The 25807-nt window shown below is 72.2% G+C and carries 21 protein-coding genes; 17 read left to right on the plus strand and 4 right to left on the minus strand.

Annotated elements, in window-relative coordinates; genetic code table 11:
• Positions 1-6: 6 nt before the first annotated feature.
• The gene (locus ABTX78_RS06900) at positions 7-1356 is read right to left on the minus strand and encodes an SWIM zinc finger family protein (RefSeq protein WP_352205736.1); all 1350 of its coding nucleotides are present in this window, start codon (positions 1354-1356) and stop codon (positions 7-9) included.
• 118 nt (positions 1357-1474) lie between these two features.
• Here ABTX78_RS06900 and ABTX78_RS06905 point away from each other — a divergent pair, with 118 nt between their 5' ends.
• The 7 genes from ABTX78_RS06905 (at position 1475) to sucD (ending at position 11210) form a co-directional block, all read left to right on the plus strand.
• Positions 1475-2587: an ATP-binding protein gene (locus ABTX78_RS06905; protein ID WP_352205737.1), complete on the plus strand. Its 1113-nt coding sequence runs from the start codon at positions 1475-1477 to the stop codon at positions 2585-2587.
• Positions 2584-5154: a DUF5682 family protein gene (locus ABTX78_RS06910; protein WP_352205738.1), complete on the plus strand. Its 2571-nt coding sequence runs from the start codon at positions 2584-2586 to the stop codon at positions 5152-5154. The genes ABTX78_RS06905 and ABTX78_RS06910 overlap by 4 nt, the downstream gene beginning before the upstream one ends.
• A gap of 77 nt (positions 5155-5231) precedes the next feature.
• Positions 5232-6407, plus strand: a complete 1176-nt coding sequence (locus ABTX78_RS06915) for a vWA domain-containing protein (RefSeq protein WP_352205887.1) — start codon at positions 5232-5234, stop codon at positions 6405-6407.
• 93 nt (positions 6408-6500) lie between these two features.
• On the plus strand, positions 6501-7565 hold the full coding sequence (locus ABTX78_RS06920) for a hypothetical protein (protein WP_352205739.1): 1065 nt from the start codon (positions 6501-6503) through the stop codon (positions 7563-7565).
• A gap of 107 nt (positions 7566-7672) precedes the next feature.
• Positions 7673-8581 (plus strand): hypothetical protein, encoded by a 909-nt coding sequence (locus tag ABTX78_RS06925; protein ID WP_352205740.1) that lies wholly within the window; start codon positions 7673-7675, stop codon positions 8579-8581.
• 541 nt (positions 8582-9122) lie between these two features.
• Complete coding sequence (gene sucC / locus ABTX78_RS06930; RefSeq protein WP_352205741.1) at positions 9123-10304, plus strand: ADP-forming succinate--CoA ligase subunit beta; 1182 nt, start codon at positions 9123-9125, stop codon at positions 10302-10304.
• 21 nt (positions 10305-10325) lie between these two features.
• On the plus strand, positions 10326-11210 hold the full coding sequence (gene sucD / locus ABTX78_RS06935; protein ID WP_313944591.1) for a succinate--CoA ligase subunit alpha: 885 nt from the start codon (positions 10326-10328) through the stop codon (positions 11208-11210).
• A gap of 109 nt (positions 11211-11319) precedes the next feature.
• On the opposite strand, the gene ABTX78_RS06940 is transcribed toward sucD, so the two are convergent.
• On the minus strand, positions 11320-12846 hold the full coding sequence (locus ABTX78_RS06940) for a sigma factor-like helix-turn-helix DNA-binding protein (RefSeq protein WP_352205742.1): 1527 nt from the start codon (positions 12844-12846) through the stop codon (positions 11320-11322).
• 116 nt (positions 12847-12962) lie between these two features.
• Between ABTX78_RS06940 and ABTX78_RS06945 the strand changes: the two genes are divergently transcribed.
• The gene (locus ABTX78_RS06945; RefSeq protein WP_352205743.1) at positions 12963-14768 is read left to right on the plus strand and encodes a cell division protein PerM; all 1806 of its coding nucleotides are present in this window, start codon (positions 12963-12965) and stop codon (positions 14766-14768) included.
• Here ABTX78_RS06945 and ABTX78_RS06950 read toward each other — a convergent pair.
• Complete coding sequence (locus ABTX78_RS06950; RefSeq protein ID WP_352205744.1) at positions 14758-15546, minus strand: hypothetical protein; 789 nt, start codon at positions 15544-15546, stop codon at positions 14758-14760. The genes ABTX78_RS06945 and ABTX78_RS06950 overlap by 11 nt on opposite strands.
• A gap of 296 nt (positions 15547-15842) precedes the next feature.
• On the opposite strand from ABTX78_RS06950, the gene purN reads away from it, so the two are divergent.
• Positions 15843-16502 carry a phosphoribosylglycinamide formyltransferase gene (gene purN, locus ABTX78_RS06955; protein ID WP_352205745.1) on the plus strand — a complete coding sequence of 220 codons (660 nt, stop codon included), beginning with the start codon at positions 15843-15845 and terminating at the stop codon, positions 16500-16502.
• Positions 16499-18061 carry a bifunctional phosphoribosylaminoimidazolecarboxamide formyltransferase/IMP cyclohydrolase gene (gene purH / locus ABTX78_RS06960; protein WP_352205746.1) on the plus strand — a complete coding sequence of 521 codons (1563 nt, stop codon included), beginning with the start codon at positions 16499-16501 and terminating at the stop codon, positions 18059-18061. Before purN ends, purH begins: the two co-directional genes overlap by 4 nt.
• A gap of 138 nt (positions 18062-18199) precedes the next feature.
• On the opposite strand, the gene ABTX78_RS06965 is transcribed toward purH, so the two are convergent.
• The gene (locus ABTX78_RS06965; protein ID WP_352205747.1) at positions 18200-18784 is read right to left on the minus strand and encodes a hypothetical protein; all 585 of its coding nucleotides are present in this window, start codon (positions 18782-18784) and stop codon (positions 18200-18202) included.
• 259 nt (positions 18785-19043) lie between these two features.
• On the opposite strand from ABTX78_RS06965, the gene ABTX78_RS06970 reads away from it, so the two are divergent.
• From ABTX78_RS06970 to ABTX78_RS07000, 7 genes are all read left to right on the plus strand, one after another.
• Complete coding sequence (locus tag ABTX78_RS06970; protein ID WP_352205748.1) at positions 19044-19910, plus strand: bifunctional methylenetetrahydrofolate dehydrogenase/methenyltetrahydrofolate cyclohydrolase; 867 nt, start codon at positions 19044-19046, stop codon at positions 19908-19910.
• A gap of 18 nt (positions 19911-19928) precedes the next feature.
• Positions 19929-20597, plus strand: coding sequence for a DUF3017 domain-containing protein (locus ABTX78_RS06975; RefSeq protein WP_352205749.1), 669 nt, complete (start codon positions 19929-19931; stop codon positions 20595-20597).
• A 396-nt stretch (positions 20598-20993) separates the two neighbouring features.
• Positions 20994-21980 carry a helix-turn-helix domain-containing protein gene (locus ABTX78_RS06980; protein ID WP_352205750.1) on the plus strand — a complete coding sequence of 329 codons (987 nt, stop codon included), beginning with the start codon at positions 20994-20996 and terminating at the stop codon, positions 21978-21980.
• A gap of 154 nt (positions 21981-22134) precedes the next feature.
• Positions 22135-23124, plus strand: coding sequence for a malate dehydrogenase (locus ABTX78_RS06985; protein ID WP_352205751.1), 990 nt, complete (start codon positions 22135-22137; stop codon positions 23122-23124).
• Positions 23125-23334: 210 nt separating this feature from the next.
• A complete protein-coding gene (locus tag ABTX78_RS06990) occupies positions 23335-23565 on the plus strand; it encodes a hypothetical protein (protein ID WP_352205752.1) in 231 nt (76 codons plus the stop codon).
• Entirely contained in the window at positions 23562-24200 is a 639-nt protein-coding gene (locus ABTX78_RS06995) for a hypothetical protein (RefSeq protein ID WP_352205753.1), read from the plus strand. The genes ABTX78_RS06990 and ABTX78_RS06995 overlap by 4 nt, the downstream gene beginning before the upstream one ends.
• Positions 24201-24306: 106 nt before the next feature.
• The gene (locus tag ABTX78_RS07000) at positions 24307-25800 is read left to right on the plus strand and encodes an aldehyde dehydrogenase family protein (protein ID WP_352205754.1); all 1494 of its coding nucleotides are present in this window, start codon (positions 24307-24309) and stop codon (positions 25798-25800) included.
• Positions 25801-25807: the final 7 nt, after the last annotated feature.

A 25807-nucleotide genomic window follows, 5' to 3' on the forward strand; every position in this document is an offset into this window, starting at 1 on the left:
CACAGTTCAGACGAGGGGAACCGTCTCGGCCGTGTCGTCGGACCAGGCGGCGAGGGGGGTGAAGCCCTCGTGACCGCACTCCCCGAACACGGTGACCGGGCCGCCGCCGGACAGCGCGACGAGCTTCCACAGCCCCGGCCGGCGCAGCGTGCCGGGCGACAGGGGCAGCGCCGACTCACCGTCGGCGTCGGTCAGTTGCCATCCGTCGCCGGCCGGGACGGGTATCACCTCGGTCAGGGTCACCGGCCAGGCGTCCAGCCACGGATCGTCCAGCAGAGCTCGCCCGTAGGAATCGAGCGCCACGGCCACCGGCCCGCCCGGCGGCGGTGACACGACCGGGACCGGTGTGCCGAACTGTTCGCCCAGGTCCGCCCGCAGCTGCCCCGCGCCCGCATAGGGAGTCAGCTCCGCGTCGATCATCATGCCCACCGGCAGCGCCAGTTGTGGGGAACGGCCGGCGGCGCCGAAGGACAGGACCATCGCCGTACGCCCGGACGACCGCCCGTGCATCCACGTACGGCGTGTGGTGATCCTGCCGTCGGACGTGTCGTACCGGGCGAGGACCGACCACGCGTCGCGCACCGCTGGTCCCTCCGCCGGCGAGGTGAGGCCGACGCGTGTACGCACCACCGCCGCAAGCGGCTGCGGCAGCCTCTCGATCCCCAGCCACGCCGAGTCCAGCAGATGGATGAGCGCGCACTCCTCCAGCAGCCGCACCGGCCAGCCGGGCCCCGATCCCGGAATCGCACCCAACTCCCGCACCCGGCCCGCCAGTCCCGGCGCCTGGGCGTCGACCATGCGGGCCGCGGTCTCCTCCCACAGGCCGTACCCCGACTGCTCGGCCGCCGCCAGTCCACCGCGCAGCAGATCTCCGAGCCGTTGCTCCAGCTCCGTCGCACCAGCCGTGATCCGGCCGGCCCTGCGCTCCGCCCGCCGCTTGGCCGCCTCCGGGTCGGCACTCCTGGCGGGCGCCCCCGCCGCTCCGTCGCTCCCCTCCTTCTCCACGGCGCGCTTGCGCCGCCCCTCCAGCCACTCCTCGGCCCAGTCCGGCGCACTGCCGGCCTGCACGGCCTTCTCGTCCCCCGCCCAGAGCAGCAGCAGCCCCAGCGCGTGCTTGCAGGGGAACTTCCGGCTCGGACAACTGCACCTGTACGCGGGCCCCGTGGTGTCCACGACCGTCTGATACGGCCTGCCGCCACTGCCCTTGCACAGCCCCCACACCGCTCCCGTGCCGCTCGTGCCTGCCTCGGACCACGGCCCGGCCATGCCGAGCCTGTTTCCCGCTTTGCGTGATGCGTCGTCAGGAGCCAGTGCCAGCACCTGTTCCGACGTCCAGCGCACCCCCTGCTGATTCATGGTGACGACGTTACGGGCGGCCACTGACAAACGCGTCCGACCTGCGAGGACGGTCGATTGTCAGTGGCATGGTGCACGGTGGGAACCACATCGGATCGAACGATCTGGAGGGGGAAGCATGACCGTGTCCGAAACCGGAAATGCCACGGGCGCCGAGGTTCTGCGGCCGCATGCGGAGGACGCCTTCGCGGACGAACTGACGGCGCTCGCCGCGGCGGACGACCGGCCGCGTCCGGTCAACTGGCGGCTGTCGCCCTGGGCGGTCGCCACCTATCTGCTGGGCGGCACACTGCCCGACGGCACGGTGATCACACCGAAGTACGTGGGACCGCGCCGGATCGTCGAGGTCGCCGTCACCACGCTCGCCACCGACCGCGCCCTGCTGCTGCTCGGAGTGCCCGGCACCGCCAAGACCTGGGTCTCCGAGCACCTCGCGGCCGCGGTCAGCGGCGACTCCACCCTGCTCGTGCAGGGCACGGCGGGCACGCCGGAGGAGGCCATCCGCTACGGATGGAACTACGCGCAGCTGCTCGCCCACGGCCCCAGCCGCGACGCCCTGGTGCCCAGCCCCGTCATGCGTGCGATGTCCGAGGGCATGACGGCCCGGGTCGAGGAACTCACCCGTATCCCCGCGGACGTCCAGGACACGCTGATCACGATCCTGTCCGAGAAGACCCTGCCCGTCCCCGAGTTGGGGCAGGAGGTCCAGGCGGTCCGCGGCTTCAACCTCATCGCCACGGCCAACGACCGCGACCGCGGGGTCAATGACCTCTCCAGCGCGCTGCGCCGCCGGTTCAACACCGTGGTGCTGCCCCTGCCCGCGACCCCGGACGCGGAGGTCGACATCGTGTCCCGGCGCGTCGACCAACTGGGCCGCTCGCTCGACCTGCCGGCCGTGCCGGAGGGCCTGGAGGAGATCCGCCGTGTCGTCACCGTCTTCCGGGAGCTGCGCGAAGGCGTCTCCGCCGACGGTCGCACCAAGCTCAAGTCGCCGTCGGGCACGCTGTCCACGGCCGAGGCGATCTCCGTCGTCACCGGAGGCCTCGCGCTCGCCGCGCACTTCGGGGACGGCGTGCTGCGGCCGGGCGACATGGCGGCCGGCATCCTCGGCGCCGTCGTCCGCGACCCGGCGGCCGACCGGGTCATCTGGCAGGAGTACCTGGAGACCGTGGTGCGCGAGCGGGACGGCTGGAAGGACTTCTACCGTGCCTGCCGCGAGGTGAGCGCATGACGGGCCCGCTGCTGCTCGGCGTCCGCCACCACGGACCGGGCTCGGCGCGTGCGGTGCGGGCGGCGCTGGACGCGGCCTCGCCCCGGGTGGTGCTGATCGAGGGCCCGCCGGAGGGTGATGCCCTGCTCGCGCTCGCTGCGGACGAGCAGATGCGGCCGCCGGTCGCCCTGCTGGCCCATGCCGTGGACGACCCGGGGCGGGCGGCGTTCTGGCCGCTGGCCGAGTTCTCCCCGGAGTGGGTCGCGCTGCGCTGGGCGCTCGGTAGGGACGTCCCGGTCCGCTTCATCGATCTCCCGGCCGCGCATTCGCTCGCCCTCGCGGCGGCGGAGGAGGCGGCGGGCCGGGCGCGTCCCGAGCAGCCGGGCCGGCTGGAAGGCGCCGATCCCGACCGGCCCGCGGCGGGTTCGACGGATCCGGGGTGGGACGCGGTGCCGGACGGCGCGGCGTCGACAGAGCTGTCGCAGCGGGAACCGTCGCCGCACGAGCCGTCGGCGGACCGGCCGTTGTCGGACCGGTCGTCTCCACAGGCGGCGGCGGCCGGGAGCGGGGACCCCGAGTGGGATGCCGTCCCGGGAGAGCCGGGAGAGCCGGGAGAGCCGGGACAGCCGGGAGCGGGCCCGGACGGCGCGCCGTCCGACGCCGGCCTGCGCATCGACCCCATCGCCGTCCTCGCCGAGACCGCCGGGTACGACGACCCCGAGCGGTGGTGGGAGGACGTCATCGAGCACCGCGGCACCGATGGTGCGGACGGCGATCCGCGTGCGCCGTTCGCCGCCCTCGGTGAGGCCATGGCCGCGCTCCGCGGCATGTACGGACACGGCGGGCACGACCGCGACCTGGCCCGCGAGGCCCATATGCGGATCCAACTGCGGACGGCGCGCAAGGAGTTCGGAGACGAGGTCGCCGTCGTCTGCGGCGCCTGGCACGTCCCGGCGCTCGCGGAGAAAACCACCCTCACCGCCGACAGGGCGCTGCTCAAGGGACTCCCCAAGGTCAAGACGGAGATGACATGGGTGCCGTGGACCCATCGCCGGCTGGCGCGCCACAGCGGGTACGGCGCGGGCATCGACTCGCCCGGCTGGTACGGGCATCTGTTCCAGGCGACCGACCGTCCCGTGGAGCGCTGGATGACCAAGGTCGCGCGGCTGCTGCGCGACAAGGACCGGATGGTGTCGTCCGCGCATGTCATCGAAGCCGTCCGGCTGGCGGAGACCCTTGCGGCCATGCGCGGCCGCCCTCTCGCGGGACTGACCGAGACGACCGACGCGATCCGCGCCGTGATGTGCGACGGCTCGGACGTGCCGCTCGACCTGATCCGGGACCGGCTCGTCGTCGGGGACGTGCTCGGCGAGGTGCCGGACGCCGCTCCCGCCGTGCCCCTGCAGCGGGACCTCACCCGGCTCCAGCGCAGTCTGCGGCTCAAGCCGGAGGCGCTGGAGCGGGAGGTGGAGCTGGATCTGCGCAAGGACAACGACGCGGCCAAGAGCCGGCTGCTGCACCGGCTGTGCCTGTTGTCCGTCGGCTGGGGCGAGCCGGTGACGGGACGGGGCAGCACGGGCACCTTCCGGGAGAGCTGGCGGCTGCGCTGGGAGCCCGAGCTGTTCGTCAAGGTCGCCGAGGCCGGCGTGTGGGGCACCACCGTGCTCTCGGCCGCCACGGCGAAGGCGGAGAGCACGGCGGTGTCGGCGACCGCCCTCGCCGAGGTGACCATGCTCGCCGAGCAGTGCCTGCTGGCCGAACTGCCCGAGGCGCTCTCCGTCGTGATGAAGGCGCTCGCCGACCGCGCCGCACTCGACGCCGACGTCGGTCACCTGGCTCAGGCTCTGCCCGCCCTTGCCCGCTCACTGCGCTACGGCGACGTACGGTCCACCGACACCGCCGCACTCGGCGAGGTCGCCACCGGGCTCGCCGAGCGGATCTGCGTCGGCCTGCCGCCCGCGTGCACGAACCTCGACGCGGACGGCGCGGCCGAGATGCGCGGCCACTTGGACGCGGTCCACACCGCGATCGGTCTGCTGCCGAGGGCAGCCGAACTGAGCAGCCGATGGGGGTCGGTGCTGCACCGGCTCGCCGGGCGCGACACCGTACCGGGGGTGATACGCGGCCGGGCCGCCCGGCTGCTGCTGGACGACGGGCGGCTCGGGGAGGACGAGGCCGCGCGGCTGATGAGCCTCGCCCTCTCGCTCGGTACTCCGCCCGCGGAAGCCGCCGCCTGGATCGAGGGGTTCGTCGGAGGTGCGTCGGGGGGCGGCATGCTCCTCGTCCATGACGAGCGCCTGCTCGGCCTGGTCGACGCCTGGCTGACGAGCGTCCCGGCCGACGCGTTCACGGACGTTCTGCCGCTGCTGCGCCGTACGTTCTCCGCGTACGAGCCGGGGGTGCGCCGCACACTCGGCGAGCTGGTCCGGCGGGGACCTGCCGCGGCACCGGGCGGTCCGGCGCGACCACAGGCGGGGATGCCCGGCTTCGGTGCCGGACTGGACGAGGAGCGCGCGGACGCCGTGCTGCCCGTGTTGCGGATGCTGCTCGGAATCGACGACAACGACCTTGCGGGGGTGGGCCGATGACCTGGACGACTGATCCGGCGACGTCAGATCGGGCGACCGATGTGACGGCGACGGATGTGACGGCGACGGAGCGGACCATGGCGGAGGCGGTGCCCGGTGACGAACGGCTGCGCCGGTGGCGGCTCGTCCTTGGCGGCGAGTCGGCGGACGGCACGGGCTGCTTCCTCGCCGGGACCGACGTGGCGATCGACGGAGCCCTGACCGCCCTCTACGGCAACAGCGGCGGGAGGCCCGCCGGCGACCGCAGCCGCAGTCGTTCGGCCGGGCTCGGCGCCTCCGCGCCGTCCGTGGCGCGCTGGCTCGGCGACATCCGTACGTACTTCCCGAGCTCCGTCGTCCAGGTGATGCAGCGCGACGCCATCGACCGGCTCGGGCTGTCCACGCTGCTGCTGGAGCCCGAGATGCTGGAGGCCGTGGAGGCGGACGTCCACCTCGTCGGCACCCTGCTCTCCCTCAACAAGGCGATGCCCGAGACGACCAAGGAGACTGCCCGGGCCGTCGTGCGGAAGGTGGTCGACGACCTGGAGAAGCAGCTCGCGACCCGGACGCGGTCGACGCTCACCGGAGCTCTGGACCGGTCCGCGAAGATCAACCGTCCGCGTCACCGGGACATCGACTGGGACCGCACCATCCGGGCGAACCTCAAGAACTATCTGCCCGAGTTCAACACGGTCGTCCCCGAGCGGCTCATCGGATACGGACGGGCGTCGCAGTCAGTGAAGAAGGACGTCGTGCTCTGCATCGACCAGTCCGGTTCGATGGCCGCGTCCGTTGTCTACGCCTCGGTGTTCGGTGCGGTCCTCGCGTCCATGCGCTCCATCGCCACCCGACTCGTCGTCTTCGACACCGCGGTCGTCGACCTCACCGACCAGCTGGACGACCCGGTCGACGTGCTCTTCGGCACCCAGCTCGGCGGCGGTACCGACATCAACAGGGCACTGGCGTACTGCCAGTCGCAGATCACCCGGCCCGCCGACACCGTGGTGGTCCTGATCAGCGACCTGTACGAGGACGGCATCCGGGACGAGATGCTCAAACGGGTGGCCGCGATGAAGGCGTCGGGTGTGCAGTTCGTGGCGTTGCTCGCCCTGTCCGACGAGGGGACGCCGGCGTACGACCGGGAGCATGCGGCGGCTCTCTCGGCACTGGGAGCTCCGGCGTTCGCCTGTACGCCCGACCTCTTTCCGGACGTGATGGCGGCCGCGATCGAGAAACGGCCACTGCCCATACCGGACATGGCGGCGCATCAGTAACAGGGGACTTGCGCAGCCCCGGGAGGAACGTGCGAGCATCGTCCCCGATCGACGCGGAACGTCTGCTTCCGCCGACGGGAAAGGTCTCTCACCGTGTCTGCCGCAGCTGCTCCCTCCGCTGCTGCCGTTCTGCGCGCAGTGCGCGGGGCGGCGGTCCAGCAGCGGGCGGCGCGGGGGCGGGCGCTTCGGGTGCTGCTGTTCCTCGGCGGCCTGTTGACGGTCGGATTCCTCTACGGCGGCCAGGCGCACGCGGCGGAGGCGACGGCCCCCGCGGAGTCGGTGACGACGGTCGGGTCCAACACGGCGCAGGACGTGGGCGGTGCGCCCGAGGACGTCGCGCGACGTGCGGCGGCCTCGGGGCCCTCGGAAGCCGCCGGGGCGTCGAGGTCCGCCGGCCACGTGGCGCCCGTACCGAACACGGGCGCGCAGAGGCCGGCCCAAGTTCCGCGGCCTGTACGGGAGATGGACGAGCCGGTGCGGGCGGCCGCTCACGACACCGCCCGTCCCGTCACGCGGCCGCTGAACCGGTCGATCGTCGAACCGCTCGCGGAACCTCAGGTCGAGTCGCTGGCCGAATCGCTCGTCGGGCCGACGAAGCCGATCCTGGCCCAGACGTCTGGCCTTCCCCATGTGCCGGGCCCTTCCCAGGACCTGACGCCGCCCCTCAGCTCACCGCCCCTCAGCTCACCGCCCCTCAGCTCACCGTCCCTCGACCCACCGCTCCTCGACTCACCGTCCCTCGACGGGAACGAGCCGCAGACAGCTCCGCAGCTCTCGCCCGATGGCACCTCGGCGCTCCGCCCCGGGTCCCACGCGGATGCATGCGGACCCGCAGCCGAAACTCCGGCGACGGCGGCGACGGCGGCGACGGCCGTGAACCGGACCTTCGGCGCGGACCGTTCCGTCCGTGCGGCTGTCGGTGCCCCGACCAGGGCGGACAGCCCTGCCCCAACGCCCGGGCAGGCACCGGGAAAGCCGTGCGGCATCGTGCCCGGTGCGCTCCAGCAGTCCGGCGACAGCCACACGCCGCGGCCGGGCGACCAGGCGGCGCACACCGCGGACGGTACGGCCTTCGCGCTGGTGCCCGGCGCGGTCCGGGCGGCGGCCGGCGAGCCGACGCGTGAACGACCCGGCGACATCCTCGAATTCCCCGGCTAGGGCAGCCCCTTCCCCCCTCAAGACCTCCCGCGCGGGGGTGGGACAGGTCTGCCCGCCGTCCGGACGACTCCGGACAGCCGAACACTTTCGAAGGATCAGAAGCCAGCATGAACAAGAACATTCGCCGTTCCATAGCCGTAGCCGCCACCGCCTCCGGGATGTGGGCGCTCGGCACCGCCATGGCGAGCGCCGACGAGCTTCCCGTCTCCGTGCCGCTCGCCACGCCGGACACGGCGGGCGAGCTCCCGGCGGCGCCGGAGGTCCCCGAGGCACCCGTGGCCCCGGAGACCGCGGTCGTCCCCGAGGTGAAGGACCTCCCCGAAGCCCAGGACCTCGCGTCGGCCGCCCAGCACATCGGTCACGACGCCGAGCACGACGTCGAGCGCACCGCCGCTGAGGCGCAGGGGGAGATCGACTACCTCTTCGGTCCTCTGTCCGACTTCGCTCCCGAGCTCGAGCAGGTTCCGGCCGGCGCGCAGGCGCAGGTCCGGAGCACGGTCGATGCCACGGGTCCCGTCGTCGACGAGACGGCCACTGCCGTGCTCCCGCCCGTGGCCGCCACCGCCGTCGACTCGGTCCTCCCCGTCGCCGGCCGGGCCGCGGGTGACGCGGGTGTCCTCGCGGGAGGTGTCGTCGGCGAGGTGTCGCCGTTCGCGGGCGGCATCGTCTCCGGCGTCCAGCCCCTGGCCGGGGGCGTCGTCTCCGAGGTCGGCCCGTTCGCCGGCGGTGTGGCCGGTTCGGTCAGCCCGGTGGTCGAGGCCGTCGTCTCCCATGTGCAGCCGGTCGCCCACGGCATCGGCGGCAGCACGGGCAACCTCGCGCAGGGGGTGGCCGGGGACGTGCAGCCGTTCGCGGGTGCCGCGCTCTCCGGCGTACAGCCCTTCGGCCACGACCTGACGGGCACCGTCACCGCCGACGTCCACCCGCTCGCGGGCAACGCCGTCGACGGCGTCCAGGGTGCGGCCTCCGCCGTGACGCCGAGCTACGTCCCGGCAGGCCCGTCGTACGGCATCTGAGACGGTCACCTGACCGATCCGTCCGGGGCTCAGGAACCGATCCGTCCGCGCTCAGGATCCGATCCGTCCGGGGTCCGGAACCGATCGGTCCAGGGCCCGGGATCAACCGTCCGGGATCGTCCGGCATCCCGAACGGTTCCGCAGCAGATCCGGCGCAGATCCCACGGCATCTGTCGAAATCGCCGGATACCCGGGCGAATACCTTGCCGACCCGGTGGGCAGCAAGGAAGCAACGGCCCGGGCCGGATCATCGGGCGGTCCTCATTGGGGTGAGGGCCGCCCGGCTCGGACGCGTCCCTCGTAGGTGTCCGCGGGTGTCCGTCGGCGGGCGCGGCCGATGATGCGGCCTGTGACTGTTATCACCGCTCATCTGTGAGCTGCAATTTAGGGAGCCACGTTCCACGGGGATAACCTGCGAGGCGGACATGCCGCGTGCCCGGACACCGTGTACGCCTTCCTTGTGACACCGCAGTCACGTTGCCCTTCGCGGCACGCCCACGCAGACAACGAACCGCGATGATGAGAAAAGGGACGGACGCGCGTGGACCTGTTCGAGTACCAGGCGAGGGACCTCTTCGCCAAGCACGGTGTACCGGTGCTGGCCGGTGAAGTCATCGACACGCCTGAGGCGGCGCGCGAGGCTACGGAGCGTCTGGGCGGCAAGTCGGTCGTCAAGGCGCAGGTCAAGGTCGGTGGCCGCGGCAAGGCCGGCGGCGTGAAGCTGGCCGACGGCGCGGACGACGCGGTCGAGAAGGCCGGTCAGATCCTCGGTATGGACATCAAGGGCCACACGGTCCACAAGGTGATGATCGCCGAGACCGCGCCCGAGATCGCCGAGGAGTACTACGTCTCGTACCTCCTCGACCGCACCAACCGCACCTTCCTGGCCATGGCCTCCGTCCAGGGCGGCATGGACATCGAGGAGGTCGCGGACAAGACCCCCGAGGCCCTCGCGAAGGTCCCGGTCGACTCCAACGAGGGTGTCACCCTCGAGAAGGCCCGCGAGATCGTTGCGCAGGCGAAGTTCCCGGCCGAGGTCGCGGAGCAGGTCGCCGAGATCCTCGTGACGCTGTGGAAGACCTTCATCGCCGAGGACGCGCTCCTCGTCGAGGTCAACCCGCTGGCCAAGGTCGCCGACGGCCGTGTCATCGCCCTCGACGGCAAGGTCTCGCTCGACGAGAACGCCGAGTTCCGGCAGCCGGGCCACGAGGAGTTCGTGGACCACGCCGCAGCCAACCCGCTCGAGGCTGCCGCGAAGGCCAAGAACCTCAACTACGTCAAGCTCGACGGCGAGGTCGGCATCATCGGCAACGGCGCGGGTCTGGTCATGTCGACCCTCGACGTCGTCGCGTACGCCGGTGAGGCGCACGACAACGTCAAGCCCGCCAACTTCCTCGACATCGGTGGCGGCGCCTCCGCCGAGGTGATGGCGAACGGCCTGGAGATCATCCTCGGCGACCCGGACGTCAAGTCCGTCTTCGTCAACGTCTTCGGTGGCATCACCGCCTGTGACGAGGTCGCCAACGGCATCGTCCAGGCCCTGGAGCTGCTGAAGTCCAAGGGCGAGGAAGTCACCAAGCCGCTGGTCGTGCGCCTCGACGGCAACAACGCGGAACTGGGTCGCAAGATCCTCTCCGACGCGAACCACCCGCTCGTGCAGCGCGTGGACACCATGGACGGCGCGGCCGACAAGGCCGCCGAGCTCGCCGCGGCTGCGAAGTAAGGGACGAGGGACACCACAGTCATGGCTATCTTCCTCACCAAGGACAGCAAGGTCATCGTCCAGGGCATGACCGGCGCCACCGGCATGAAGCACACCAAGCTCATGCTCGCCGACGGCACCAACATCGTCGGCGGTGTGAACCCCCGCAAGGCCGGCACCAGCGTCGACTTCGACGGCACCGAGGTGCCCGTCTTCGGCTCCGTCGCCGAGGCGATGGAGAAGACCGGGGCGGACGTCTCCGTGCTCTTCGTGCCGCCGGCCTTCGCCAAGGCCGCCGTCGTCGAGGCGATCGACGCCGAGATCCCGCTGGCCGTCGTCATCACCGAGGGCATCGCGGTGCACGACTCCGCCGCCTTCTGGGCGTACGCCACCAGCAAGGGCAACAAGACCCGGATCATCGGCCCGAACTGCCCCGGCCTGATCACTCCCGGCCAGTCCAACGCCGGCATCATCCCGGGCGACATCACCAAGCCCGGCCGCATCGGTCTCGTGTCGAAGTCCGGCACGCTGACCTACCAGATGATGTACGAGCTCCGTGACATCGGCTTCTCGTCCGCCGTCGGCATCGGTGGCGACCCGGTCATCGGCACCACGCACATCGACGCTCTGGCGGCCTTCGAGGCCGACCCGGAGACCGAGCTGATCGTGATGATCGGTGAGATCGGCGGCGACGCCGAGGAGCGTGCGGCCGACTTCATCAAGGCCAACGTCACCAAGCCGGTCGTCGGTTACGTCGCGGGCTTCACCGCCCCCGAGGGCAAGACGATGGGCCACGCCGGCGCCATCGTGTCCGGCTCGTCCGGCACGGCGCAGGCGAAGAAGGAGGCCCTCGAGGCCGCGGGCGTCAAGGTCGGCAAGACCCCGACCGAGACGGCCAAGCTCGCGCGCGAGATCCTCGGCGGCTGATCATCACCGTCTAAACCTCCGCCGTACGCACGGACGGGCCCGCGCCTCATGACGAGGCGCGGGCCCGTCCGCGTTCCCGGCAGTCACAGGTGCCGTGACCGCCGCCGTCCTACGGGATGGTCGGTACGAGCCGTTCCGGGCCGTGGGCCGGCTCGGACAGCAGCTGCTGGCGCAGCATGAAACTGCGCGGGTTGATCGGCTGCGGCCCCGCGAGCGGCGGTACCCCGCCGACCTGATGGCCGGGGGAGACCGCCGGCTCGTACCGCGTCGGCGCCGTGGCCAGGGTGAAACCCGTGGCGCCCATGATCAGCGTGGTGACGCTGAGGGCGGCCCGCGTCCACAGCCAGGCCCGGCGTTCGCTGCTCGTCCGTACGGCACGAGGCGGGTTCAGCTGCGGCGCGGGACCTGCGTTCACGAGCGCGATCAGCTGATTGCGCAGGACCGTGGGATCGCTGAGATGGGGGAGCTGCTCGGCGATGGCCTCGCGCGCGTGCAGCAGACGGTTCGCCGCCGCGGGAGTGCTCGCCTCCGTTTCGGCGGCCGTGTCGGGCAGGTTGAGGCCGAGACCGTCGTGGAGCACGAGCGTGCGGCGGTAGGGGGGCGGCAGCTCCAGCAGCGCTTCGAGCAGTTCGCGCTGTTCGCTGTCGACGAGCGGCGGGTTGTCGGGGTGCCGGTGGACGGGCCGCAGCCGCTGCCAGGGAGACATGGCGAACTCGTACGCGGCCGCCCGCACCCAGCCCGCCGGGTCGCGGTCGCGGGCCACCTCGGGCCAGCGCTGCCACGCGAGGTGGAAGGCGCGCTCGACGGACTCGTGGGCGAGCCTGCGCCGGCCGGTGAGCAGGTAGGCCTGGCGTACGAGGCCGGGGGCGCTGTACGTGTACAGGGCGTCGAAGGCCTCGGCGGGGGTGGACACGGGTCGCCTGCACGGCGGCTCCGTGTCGGCCGCCGTCCCTGCCGCCGGGTCCGTGCCGGGCTTGCCTTCACCACCGCCCGCGCCCGCGTCATCGGCGCCGGAGGCGCTTACGCCCTGGCTCATGTCATCGGCGCCGTACCCGGCGTCCCCGGCCGTCGGCGGCATCCCCGCAGTGGTGCCGGCCGACTTCGAGTCCGCTGCCGGCGACGCTGTCTGCACCGGCCTCAGCTCCACCGGCACCGGACCCCCGGCCGTCTCCCGAGGACCCTCGGTCGCCGACGTCGCCGACGTCGCCGACGTGGCCGGGGTGGCCGGGGTGGTCGTGACCGTCGGGATCGTCGTGGCCCGGGCGGTCGTCAAAGCGGAGTTGTGCGGTGGCGTGTTCTGCGGCAGAGATGCCGAGGAAGGCTGTCGCCCCGACACCGTCTCCCGCTCCGGCTTCTCCGCCGGCGCCGGCCCCGCCGCCGGTTCCGGTTCCCGTTCTGGTTCCGCTTCCGGCCCGGGTGCCGGAAGCGGGTCGGTCAGCAGCTTGGCGTACACCTCGCGCCTGCGCCCCCGAGGGCTGCTGCGGCCGGTCTCCCACGCCCGGATCGTGGCCTTCGTGACGCCGACGGCGGTGGCGACCTCCTGCTCGCTCATCGCCTTCGCCTCGCGCAGCCTGCGGCGCTCCTTGGGGGAGGGCAGCGGAGTGCGCGAACCGGAGGGTGTCGTGCTCTGGGTCATGACCGGCTCCCCGAAGCGCAGCACTCTGCGGAAAAGTACATAAACGTATATTGAGCGACACAACGGCTATTCGCCTGTTACCCGGATAAAGCGCGTGTCGTTGGCAGCATGGCCGCGTGACCCAGACGACCGATCACAGCCCCCCGTTCTCGGCTCCGGTCCTGCTCCAGGGCGGCCGGCGGCCCGCCCTGGCCGCATGCCTCCTCCGCGGGGCGATCGCGGCGGGGCTCGGGCTCGGTACGTTCGCCGTCCTGGTGATCGCGCTGTGGATCAGTTCGCCGTATCCGGACAGCGGTCCGAACGGGGCGCTGCATGTGGCGGCCGGGCTGTGGCTGCTCGCCCACGGCACGGAGCTCGTCCGATCCGAGACCCTCTCCGGGCAGCCGGCGCCCATCGGGATCGTGCCGCTGCTGCTCGTCGTGCTGCCGGTCTGGCTCGCGCACCGGGCGGCCCGCGACGGGCTGCTGCCCGCCGACGACCGGCCGCGCCCGTCGGCGCGGGGTGCGCTGTGTGCGGTCAGCCTGGGATACCTGCTGGTCGGAGCCGCCGCCACGGTCTACGCGGCGGGCGGACCACTGGCGCCGGATCTGCTGAGCGCCGTGCTGCATCTGCCGCTGGTGACCGCCGCCGCGGTGGGTGCGGGGGTGTGGACGGCGAGCGGCCGTCCGGGCGGTCCGCTGCCGGAATGGGTGCCCGCGCGCCTGCGGAAGGAACTCGCCCGTACGCGGGTGGCCGTCGCCATGCGCTCCGGGGCGGCCGGGGCGCTGACCCTGCTGGGCGGTGGCGCACTGCTGGTGGCGGCCTCGATGGTGTGGAACGCGGACGCCACCCAGGACTCGTTCCTGCACCTCGCGGACGTGTGGTCGGGACGGCTCGCGGTGCTGATGCTGGGGCTGGCGCTGGTGCCCAACGCGGCGGCGTGGGCCGCCGCGTACGGGCTGGGGCCGGGCTTCGCGCTCGGCACGGGAGCGACGGCGACCCCGCTGGCGCTCACCGGGGACCCCGCGCTGCCGCACTTCCCGTTGATCGCCGCGGTGCCGGCCGAGGGGCCCGGCACCCCGCTGAACTGGGTCGCTGTGGCCGTTCCGCTCGCCGCGGCGCTGATCGTCGCCCACTTCACCGCGGATCGGGCCGCGCCCCGCCACGGTGACCGCGCGACGGCGTGGGGGATGGGCGAGACCGCGCTGGCGGCCTTGCAGGGCGCGGTGGTCTGCGGGGTACTGACGGCTGTTCTCGCGGCGGCGGCCGGCGGGCCGCTCGGCACGGGACGGCTGACGGCGTTCGGCCCGGTGTGGTGGCTGACGGGCGCGGCCGCGCTGGTCTGGTCGGCGCTCGTCGCGGTACCGGTGGCCCTGGGACTGCGGGCCTGGCGGGTACGAGGCCGAGCCGCCGGTGCCGACGGGTCATCGGCTCCGGCCGCCGCTGTTCCGGGACCCGCGTCACCGGCCCCCGGCGGCGCGGGCGGCGTGGAGGTGGACGACATGGACGATGCGGAGTTCGACCCGTACGACTTCCTGCCGGAGTTCCCCACGGGGTCCCGGAAGACCGACGCGGACGGCACGTCCGGTGCGCACGGCGAGTCGTCGGAAGGGGCCGGTGACACCGGGTCGGACCCCGACGACCGCGCGCCGTGGGCCGTGCCGGTCAGCCCGTGGCCCAAGGCTCCCGGGTTGTCGAGCATCGCCCTGGACGCCGAACGCGCGAAGGCGGACGGCGAGGATGTGGACGGCGAGACGCCGGACGTTTCGGCGGTGGGCCGGACGGAAGACCCCGCGACAGGCCCCATGGGAAGTCCCGCGACGAACCCCACGGATACGGACGCCGCACGGCAGAACTCCACGCGCCCGGCCCGACTGCCCGACAGGCTCGCGGGCAGTGCGGACGCGGACCGGGGCGACTCCGGTCCGCCCGCTACTCCTTGACGCCGATGATCCCGCGCAGCGGGTCGGGCAGCTCGTCGTTGCAGGCCAGCTGCCCGGTCTTCGTCAGCGAGTCGTTCACGCAGGTGTAGTAGTCCCGGTAGACCAGCTGCGCCGTGAAGGACGCGGCCACGATCACCAGGGCGAGGCTCGCCATCACCAGACCGCTGACGGCGGACGTGATCTGCGAGCGGTTCGGGGTCTGCGGCACCTGTGGGGTGGCCGGCGGCGCGACCGTCGGGTCCGCCGGCCGACGCTGGGGCTTGGCGCGCAGGGCACTGATCGCCCAGTACAGCGCGAGCGCGCCGAGCAGCAGCGCGATCTCCGGGAAGTCGAACAGGGCGAAGAAGAACGCCCACATGCCCGAGAGCAGTGCGTAGCGCGCCCGGCGCTGGGACGGGTCGGTCGGGTCCCAGCGCATGCCGCCCGTACCGGGAGGTCCGCCTTCGTGGCCCTGCTGTCCGCCGCTGTTCTGCTGGTTCTGGCCGTCGGAGCGGCCGCCGAAGCCGCCCGAGGAGCGGCCCGGCTGGCGGCTGCTCCACTGGCTGCCCCACACGGGCCGGTCGTCGGAGCCGGACGGGTCGGAGGAACCGGAGCCCTGGCCGGATTCCGATCCGGACGAGTCGTCGGGGGAACCGGAGGAACCGTCGTTCGCCGGGCGCCGGGGCTGCCACGGCTGGTCCGGCCGCCCCTCGGGCGGAGGGGCGAAGGGGTTGTTGTCGTCCGTGGACTGGCGCTCCCGCGGCAACAGGAGGTCCGTACGGCGGCGTCGGTCCGGCATCTGGTGAACGTCTTCCCCTCAGACCCTGTCGCGCGTGGGGTCTTGTGTCGTCGTGCCCGTCGAGGGACGGGTCCTGTCCCCAGACGCTACCTCCCGGGCGCGCCCCCGTCCCGTGGGGGCTCTTCTGTGTGCCGGTATCGTTGCTGACGGTCGGCCTCTTCGTAGAGTTCCCCGTATCGAGGGGTGCGATCCGTTCGTACGACCGTACAAAGACGTACAGCCCGCGACACGCACTGCCACGCGCACTGCGACACCGCGGGAAACACCGCGACATCACCGCGAGAAAGAGACCCGCCGTGGCCTCCCCGCCCCTCTCCGTCCGACCGGCCCCGGATCGACCGGCCCGCCTGGTGGTCCTGGTCTCCGGTTCCGGCACCAACCTCCAGGCGCTGCTCGACGCCATCGGCGACGATCCGGCCGGCTACGGCGCCGCCGTGGTCGCCGTCGGCGCGGACCGCGACGGGATCGCCGGACTGGAGCGCGCCGAGCGCGCCGGACTTCCCACGTTCGTGTGCCGGGTCAAGGACCACGAGTCCCGTGACGCGTGGGACCGGGCGCTCACCGAGGCGACGGCGGCATACGAGCCCGACCTCGTCGTCTCGGCGGGATTCATGAAGATCGTGGGCAAGGAGTTCCTCGCCCGCTTCGGCGGCCGGTGCGTCAACACGCATCCCGCGCTGCTGCCCAGCTTTCCCGGCGCCCACGGTGTCCGTGACGCGCTCGCGTACGGGGCCAAGGTGACCGGGTGCACCGTCCACTTCGTCGACGACGGCGTCGACACCGGCCCGATCATCGCGCAGGGCGTGGTGGAGGTGCGGGACGAGGACCACGCGGACGGTGGGACCGCGCTTCACGAGCGCATCAAGGAAGTCGAGCGAGCACTGCTCGTCGAGGTCGTGGGGCGTCTGGCCCGTAACGGCTACCGCATTGAGGGACGAAAGGTAGTTTTCCCGTGACTGTTGAGACTGCGAAGCGGGCCATCCGGCGAGCGCTGGTCAGTGTGTATGACAAGACGGGGCTGGAGGAGCTCGCGCGCGGGCTGCACGAGGCGGGCGTGGAACTGGTCTCCACCGGATCGACCGCCGGGAAGATCGCCGCGGCCGGAGTGCCGGTCACCAAGGTCGAGGAGCTCACCGGCTTTCCCGAGTGCCTGGACGGCCGGGTCAAGACGCTGCACCCCCGCGTGCACGCCGGCATCCTCGCCGACCTGCGCCTGGAGTCCCACCGCGAGCAGCTCGCCGAGCTCGGTGTCGAGCCGTTCGACCTGGTGGTCGTGAACCTCTACCCGTTCCGCGAGACCGTCGAATCCGGCGCCTCCCCGGACGAGTGCGTCGAGCAGATCGATATCGGCGGCCCCTCTATGGTGCGCGCCGCCGCCAAGAACCACCCCTCGGTCGCGGTCGTCACCAGCCCCGAGCGGTACGGCGACGTGCTGACCGCCGTCGCCTCCGGCGGCTTCGACCTCGGCGCGCGCAAGCGGCTCGCGGCGGAGGCCTTCCAGCACACGGCCGCCTACGACGTCGCCGTGGCCTCCTGGTTCGCGTCCGCGTACGCCCCGGCCGACGACTCGCCGTTCCCCGACTTCCTCGGCGCCACGTACGAGCGCTCCCACGTCCTGCGCTACGGCGAGAACCCGCACCAGGGCGCCGCGCTGTACGTGAACGGCAACGGCGGTCTCGCCGAGGCCGAGCAACTGCACGGCAAGGAGATGTCGTTCAACAACTACACTGACACGGAGGCCGCGCGGCGCGCCGCGTACGACCACGCCGAGCCGTGTGTGGCGATCATCAAGCACGCCAACCCGTGCGGTATCGCCGTCGCCGCGGATGTCGCCGAGGCGCACCGCAAGGCGCACGCCTGCGACCCGCTGTCCGCGTTCGGCGGGGTCATCGCCGTCAACCGCCCGGTCTCGGTAGCCATGGCGGAGCAGGTCGCGGAGATCTTCACCGAGGTCATCGTCGCTCCGGCGTACGAGGACGGCGCGGTCGAGGTGCTCGCCCGCAAGAAGAACATCCGGGTGCTGCGCTGCCCCGTCGCACCCTCGGCGCCGGTCGAGATCAAGCCCGTCGACGGCGGGGCGCTGCTCCAGGTGACGGACCGCCTCCAGGCCGACGGCGACGACCCGTCGGCGTGGACCCTCGCGACCGGCGACGCCCTGGACGCCGCCGAACTGGCGGACCTGGCCTTCGCGTGGCGGGCCTGTCGCGCGGTCAAGTCCAACGCGATCCTGCTGGCGAAGGACGGTGCGTCGGTCGGCGTCGGCATGGGCCAGGTCAACCGCGTCGACTCGGCGAAGCTCGCGGTGGAGCGCGCGGGCGAGGAGCGTGCGCGGGGCGCGTACGCGGCCTCCGACGCGTTCTTCCCCTTCCCCGATGGTCTGGAGATCCTGACCGCCGCGGGCGTCAAGGCCGTGGTGCAGCCGGGCGGTTCGGTCCGTGACGAGCAGGTCGTCGAGGCGGCGAAGAAGGCGGGCGTGACGATGTACTTCACCGGGACGCGTCACTTCTTCCACTGACGGTCGCCGCTGACGGGTTCCGCTGACGGATCCCGTCGACCACGTCGGAGGTCCTTGGGGACGGACACGCGTACGGCCCGCCGGTTGCTCAACCGGCGGGCCGTACGGGGTGTTACGGGCTGTACGTGCAGTGCGGGGTCAGTGCCGCGGGCGGGCGAACCACTCGCCGCCGTCGGACTTGCCGACGAACACCGTGACGAGGATGGCGAGCACGGTGTGCGCCAGACCCACGACGATGAACGGGTAGATGCCGAGAATCGCGGTGATGATGCCGAACACCATGGTGGTGACACGGATACCGCTTCCGCCCGTCTTGAACTTGATGGCGAGGAAGACCGCGAGCGCACCCCAGAGCAGGGCGCCGACGCCGATGGCGTAGACCGCGCCGGTGGAGAAGTCGGCCAGGTCCTGGAACTGCACGTCGTCCCGGAGCGACGGGTCGTCCTGCGCCTTGTCGATGGCCGCGCCCGTGAGGAACATGACCACGGCGCCGATGACCTGGAGGCCGGCGATCACGTAGAGCATCACGCGTGCGGCCTTCACACCGCCGGGCATCTCCGTGGGGCCCATCCCGTAGCCGCCGCCACCGTAGGGCTGGACCGGCGGTGCCTGCGGGTAGCCGTAACCGGGCTGCCCCTGGGGCTGGCCCTGCTGCGGATAGCCGTAGCCCGGCTGACCGCCCTGCTGCTGGCCGTAGGGGTTGTTCGGGTCGCCGAAGCTCATGGCGGGTTTCCTCCGTTGAAAGTGCGGGGACTGCGCGGTCCCGGCGGAGGAACGTCACACGAGCTCAGCGGTCGGCCCCCCAACCTTTTCCGCGGCACTGCGCGGCTCATCGTCGTCTCCACGTCGACTTTTTGTCCAGTCGGTATGCGTATGTGTTGTGCAAGTGCAACCTCCGCTTCCGGGTGCCGGGTGGGGGTGTCCAGGGCCCGGTGCGGAGCGGAATTGGAACCGGGGCGGGTCCATCCGCGAGGATGGGTGCATGACTGCCCAGATTCTCGATGGCAAGGCCACCGCAGCCGCGATCAAGTCCGATCTGACCGTCCGCGTGGCGGCCCTCAGGGAGAAGGGCGTCACGCCCGGTCTCGGGACCCTGCTGGTCGGGGACGACCCGGGCAGCCGCTGGTACGTGAACGGCAAGCACCGCGACTGCGCGCAGGTCGGCATCGCATCGATCCAGCGCGAACTGCCGGACACCGCCACCCAGGAAGAGATCGAGGCGGTCGTCCGCGAACTCAACGACAACCCCGAGTGCACCGGCTACATCGTCCAGCTCCCGCTTCCCAAGGGCATCGACACCAACCGGGTCCTGGAGCTGATGGACCCGGCCAAGGACGCGGACGGGCTGCACCCGATGAGCCTCGGCAAGCTGGTGCTCGGCGTGGAGGGGCCGCTGCCCTGCACTCCGTACGGCATCGTCCAGCTGCTGCGTCACCACGACGTCGAGATCAACGGCGCCAATGTGGTCGTCGTCGGCCGCGGCATCACCATCGGGCGGCCGATGCCGCTGGTGCTGACCCGCAAGTCCGAGAACGCGACCGTGACGCAGTGCCACACGGGCACGCGCGATCTGTCCGCGCATCTGCGGCAGGCCGACATCATCGTCGCGGCGGCCGGCGTGCCGTACCTGATCAAGCCGGAGGACGTGAAGCCGGGCGCCGCGGTGCTCGACGTCGGTGTCAGCCGCGACGAGCACGGCAAGATCGTGGGCGATGTGCACCCGGGCGTCACCGAGGTGGCCGGCTGGGTGGCCCCGAACCCGGGCGGCGTCGGCCCGATGACCCGCGCTCAGTTGCTGGTCAACGTGGTCGAGGCGGCCGAGCGTGCCGCCGCCGTCGCGGCAGGCTGACCGGAGAGGCTGACCCCCATGGGTGTACGGACGAACGACGAGGACGCCACGGCGCCGGCGGAGCCCGGCGGGTCCGGTGCGGACGAAGCACGGGACACCGGCACGGCCGCCGCCGGCGAGGTTCGCGGCACGGACGGTGCCGCGGCCGATGACGGCGACAGGGCCGCGGACGGGCACGCGGACGAGTCCGGCGCCGGCTTCGAGGGACCGGACGTCGTGCACGAGCCGGACGGCGAGGTCAGTGCCAAGGGCGTCGTCAGCTCTCCCGGACCCGACGGCGAACCTGTACGCACCACCCGGCGCTTTCCGTCGGTCACCACCGACACCGCCCGCCCCGAGGGCGGCGGGCGCGCCGCCCCCGGGGACGCTCCCGCTCCCGCCCGGCAGTGGCCGCTGCTGACCGTGCTCGCGCTCGCCGGGCTCGGGCTGCTGATCGTCGGCACGGACGCGTTCGCCGACGCCTTCCGAGTCGGCACGATCCTCATCGGGGTCGCGCTGATCACGGGTGCGGTGATGCGACGGGTCCTGCCCTCGGTCGGCATGCTCGCTGTGCGATCACGATTCACCGACATGGTGACGTACGGACTGCTGGGCGTCGTGATCACCCTGCTGGCGCTGGTGACCCAGCCCAGGCCCTGGCTGGACCTGCCGTTCCTGGAGGACGCCGTCCACTTCACGGTGCGGTAGGAGACCCCCCGGGGCAGGCGGCTCCGGCTGCCGGACCACACAGAACGGCGCCCGTCCTCTCCCCCGAGGGAGGACGGGCGCCGTCGTGTGTCCAGAGTCATGGACGCGCCAACACCGTTCAAGGGACGACCGGGCCCTGTGGCACGGAAGTGACCATTCCGCCACGGTGTGATCGTTGGGCCACGGATGTGGGACCGCATCGGCGGCCGGGGGCGCACGAAGCATCGCGTCGCGTCCCGAGTGCTCCCCTGTGTGCCGCCCGGCGGAACTGACATCCTGGCCCTGCGCATCTCCCTCGGTGTCCGGTTCTCGGGCGGCGGTCCGAGTACGGAGCGGGGGCGGGCGGAGCGCCACGGCACGGCACCGCACGGTTCGGGGGAACAAGGGGGGTGGCACATGCCTCGTTGGAAGGCACTGCCGGAAGAGCTGGACCCACAGATCCGCGGGTTCGCCGAGCACCTGCGCCGGCTCGTCGACCGAAGCGGGCTGAGCCTCGCCGCGGTCGCCGACCGGACCGGCTACGGCAAGACGTCCTGGGAGCGGTATCTCAACGGGCGGCTGCCCGCCCCCAGGGGCGCGATCCTCGCGCTCGCGGAGGTGACCGACACCAGTCAGGCCCAGCTGATCACCCTGTGGGAATTCGCCGAACGCGCGTGGAGCCGCACCGGGACGCGGCACGACCCGACGACGGACGAGCAGCGCGCAGCCGGGGCGCGGACCGCTCCCGGGGACTACGGCCCGGCACCGGAGGACGCCGTCCCGCCGGGCGCCCGCCCGGCCGCGCACGTGAGCGGTGCAGGGGCCCGGGCATCGCAGCGCGGGCAGTACCCGGCGCCTCCCGGACCGCACCCGCCGGGCGGCGTCCGTCCCGGTCCGCCGGACGGCCGGCGCAAGGTCGTCCTGTTCCTCACCGGTGTCGTGGGCGCGCTGCTGGTGATCGCCGCCGCCGTGCTGCTGACCGACCTCGGCGGGAGCGGCGGCGACGACAACACCGCGGCCGCGAAGCCGTCGGCGACGCCGAGCACCAGCGCATCGCCGCTGCCCGCCGGGGTGAAGTGCAGCGGCGCGGCCTGCACCGGCCGGGACCTGGAAACGATGGGCTGCGGCGGCGAGTTCGCCACGACGGCCTCGTCGGCGACCATCGGCGGCTCGCTCGTCGAGGTCCGCTACAGCAAGACGTGCCGGGCGGCGTGGGCGCGGATCACCCGGGCCACGGCGGGTGACCTCGTGCGCATCACGGTGACCGGCAGAGCGGCGCAGCAGGGCCTGGTGGACGAGGACACCGACGCGTACACCCCGATGACCGCCGTTGCGGAGGCGACCGAAGCCCGGGCCTGCGCCACGCTCACCTCGGGCACCACCGGCTGCACCGGTGGCCAGTGAGCCGCGCCACACGGGTGGGGGGAATGGCCGGGTGCCGGGTCGGATAGCCTGACCGCTGGATGTCTCTTCACGTCAAGATTCGTGCAGAGGTGCGAAGGGGCGTCCCGCACGAGGGGCAGGGACCCCCACCGCCAGCTGTCTTACGGAGATCGCCATGACCCGCACTCCCGTCAACGTCACCGTGACCGGCGCGGCCGGCCAGATCGGCTACGCGCTGCTCTTCCGCATCGCCTCCGGCCACCTGCTCGGCGCGGATGTGCCGGTCAAGCTGCGCCTTCTCGAGATCACCCCCGCGCTCGGCGCCGCCCAGGGCACCGCCATGGAGCTCGACGACTGCGCGTTCCCGCTGCTCCGCGGCATCGAGATCACGGACGACCCGAACGTGGCCTTCGACGGCGCGAACGTCGCCCTGCTCGTCGGCGCCCGCCCGCGGACCAAGGGCATGGAGCGCGGCGACCTGCTCGAGGCCAACGGCGGCATCTTCAAGCCGCAGGGCAAGGCCATCAACGACCACGCCGCTGACGACATCAAGGTCCTCGTGGTCGGGAACCCGGCCAACACCAACGCCCTGATCGCCCAGGCCGCGGCCCCGGACGTACCGGCCGAGCGCTTCACCGCCATGACGCGCCTCGACCACAACCGCGCGATCTCGCAGCTGGCCGCCAAGACCGGCGCCGCCGTCTCCGACATCAAGCGCCTGACGATCTGGGGCAACCACTCGGCGACCCAGTACCCGGACATCTTCCACGCGGAGATCGCCGGCAAGAACGCCGCCGAGGTCGTGGGCGACGAGGCCTGGCTGGCCGACACCTTCATCCCGACCGTCGCCAAGCGCGGCGCGGCGATCATCGAGGCGCGTGGCGCGTCCTCGGCCGCCTCCGCCGCCAACGCCGCGCTCGACCACGTCCACACGTGGGTCAACGGCACCGCCGAGGGCGACTGGACCTCCATGGGCATCCCGTCGGACGGCTCCTACGGCGTGCCGGAGGGTCTCATCTCCTCCTTCCCGGTCACCACGAAGGACGGCAAGTACGAGATCGTCCAGGGCCTGGACATCAACGAGTTCTCGCGTCCGCGCATCGACGCGTCCGTGCAGGAGCTGGCGGAGGAGCGCGACGCGGTCCGCGCCCTCGGCCTCATCTGAGGAAGCCTGCGCGCGTAACGGCACCACGAAGCCGCCTCCGGTTCGCCGGGGGCGGCTTCGCCGTACCCGGCCGGAGACCGGGGAAACGACCGCACCACCGGGGCCCCGCGACCGCCTGCAGTGCACCACCGGAGGGCCCGCCGCGTCCGCCCGCACAACCCGCCGCGGACCGGCGGAACCGGCCGTACCGCCGCGGGAGTCTGGGCTGTCATGCGCGTGACGATGATTCAGCCGGCCCTGACGGAAGCCACCAGCCCGCTGTTCCGACCCATCAAGTACTCGCTCTCCCCGCCGCTGGGCCTCGCGACCGTGGCGGGACACCTCGACCCGGACGACGAGGTGACCCTCCACGACGAGCATGTGGACTCCCGCCGCACGGTTCGCGCGATGCCGGCGCTGGAGCGCACCCTGGCGGCCTTCGGCGGACGGCGGCCGCGATGACCCCGGTCACGGACACGGGACAGAACGTGCTGGCCATGGACACGGGACAGAACGTGCTGGCCATGGACACGGGACAGAACGTGCTGGCCATGGACACGGGACAGAACGTGCTGGCCACGGACACAGGACAGAACCTGCCGGCGACCGCGCTGGTCGTCGTGCTCGGCGTGATCGCGCTGTTCCCCCTGTGCGGGCATCTGGTCACGACGGTGATCGCCCGGCGCGGTCTGCGCGCCCCGACCGGCCCCGGCACGGCGAGGACCGTCGCGCTGTGGTGTCTCACCCTGGCCCTCGGGCTGTACGTCTACGGGGTCCTGTGCTGCGTCCGGCTGGAGAACGCGTACCACGCGTGCATGCTCGAACGCTACGGACGGCCGGGCCTCTCCGGCGGCCCCGCCCTCGTGTCGAACCACGACAGTCTCTTCCCGGTCGCCTCGACCTGCACCTGGTCCGACGGGTACACGCTCGACGTCGTCCCGTTCTTCGTGAACCCGCTGACCGCGGTGCTGGTGTGCGGGGCCGTGGTCACCTGGGCAGGGGCGAAGGGTGGACCCGGGGCGCGGGGAGGCCGCGGCCGCGGCCCGTACGGACATCACGGGCGAATGCGGACGAGTTCGGATGCGGAGAGTGAGTAAGGCCACTTTCCGTCATGCGTTGGGCATGGATAGCTGGCTTCCGGGCAGGCAGCCAGGTCGCCGGGGGACCGGTGGCAGTCAATGGGAACGGAAGGCAGAACGCGACGTGTCGGCACAGCAGACCATCCACGTGGGCGGAGAGTGGCGAGCAGCCGCCTCCGGCGCCACGCGAGAGATCATCGACCCCGCTGACGCGACCGTCCTCACGGTCGTCGCCGAGGGCGGGACCGAGGACACCGACGCAGCGGTGGCCGCCGCGCGCAGCGCCTTCGACGACGGCGAGTGGCCCCGGACGCCGGTGGCCGAGCGGGCCGCCCTGCTGCGGCGCGTCGCCGATCTGCTCCAGCGCGACCGGGAGGAACTCGGTCTGCTGGAGAGCCGCGACGCCGGCAAGACCCTCGAGGAGGGCCGTGTCGACGTGGACTGCGTCACCGACGCCTTCCGCTACTTCGCCGACCTCGTGATGAACGAGAGCGGCGGCCGGGTCGTCGACGCGGGATCCGAGGAGATCCACAGCGTCGTCGTGCACGAGCCCGTGGGCGTGTGCGCGCTGATCACGCCATGGAACTATCCGCTCCTTCAGGCGAGTTGGAAGATTGCCCCGGCGCTGGCCGCGGGCAATACTTTTGTGGTCAAGCCCAGCGAGATCACCCCGCTGACGACCGTCGCGCTCGTCCGGCTGCTTGCCGAGGCGGGTCTGCCCGCCGGTGTCGCCAACATCGTGACCGGCGCGGGCGACCCCGTAGGCGCCCGGCTCGCCGACCACCCCGACGTCGATCTGATCTCCTTCACCGGCGGTCTGATCAGCGGTACGAAGGTGATGCGCGCCGCCGCCGACAGCGTCAAGAAGGTCGCGCTCGAACTGGGCGGCAAGAACCCGAACGTCGTCTTCGCCGACGCGTGCGAGACCGACGAGTCTTTCGACACGGCCGTCGATCAGGCACTCAACGCCGCCTTCATCCACAGCGGTCAGGTCTGCTCCGCCGGCTCCCGGCTCATCGTCGAGGAGTCCCTGCGCGAGCGGTTCGTCGCCGAAGTCGCCCGCCGCGCAGAGAAGATCAGGCTCGGCCGCGGCACCGCCGACGGCGTCGAATGCGGTCCGCTCGTCTCCCGGCAGCAGCTCGCGAAGACCGAGGAGTACGTCGCCTCCGCGCTCTCCGAGGGCGCGGTGCTGCGTGCCGGCGGCCGGCGCCCCGAGGGCGAGGGCCAGGCGGGCTTCTTCTACCGGCCCACCGTCCTCGACCAGTGCCACCGCGAGATGCGCGTCGTCAGGGAAGAGGTCTTCGGCCCCGTCCTGACCGTCGAGACCTTCCGCACCGAGGACGAGGCCGTCGCCCTCGCCAACGACACCGAGTATGGACTGGCCGGCGCGGTGTGGACCACCGACGCGGGCCGCGCCCGGCGCGTGGCCGGGCGGCTGCGCCACGGCACCGTCTGGATCAACGACTTCCACCCCTACCTCCCGCAGGCGGAGTGGGGAGGCTTCGGCAAGAGCGGCATCGGGCGCGAGCTCGGTCCCGCCGGACTCGCCGAGTACCGCGAGTCCAAGCACATCTACCAGAACCTCGCTCCGCGCCCCGTGCGCTGGTTCGCGGGCTGACGAGGGA

Origin of the sequence: Streptomyces sp. NPDC096193, assembly GCF_040302905.1 — a bacterium.
Classification (GTDB): domain Bacteria; phylum Actinomycetota; class Actinomycetes; order Streptomycetales; family Streptomycetaceae; genus Streptomyces.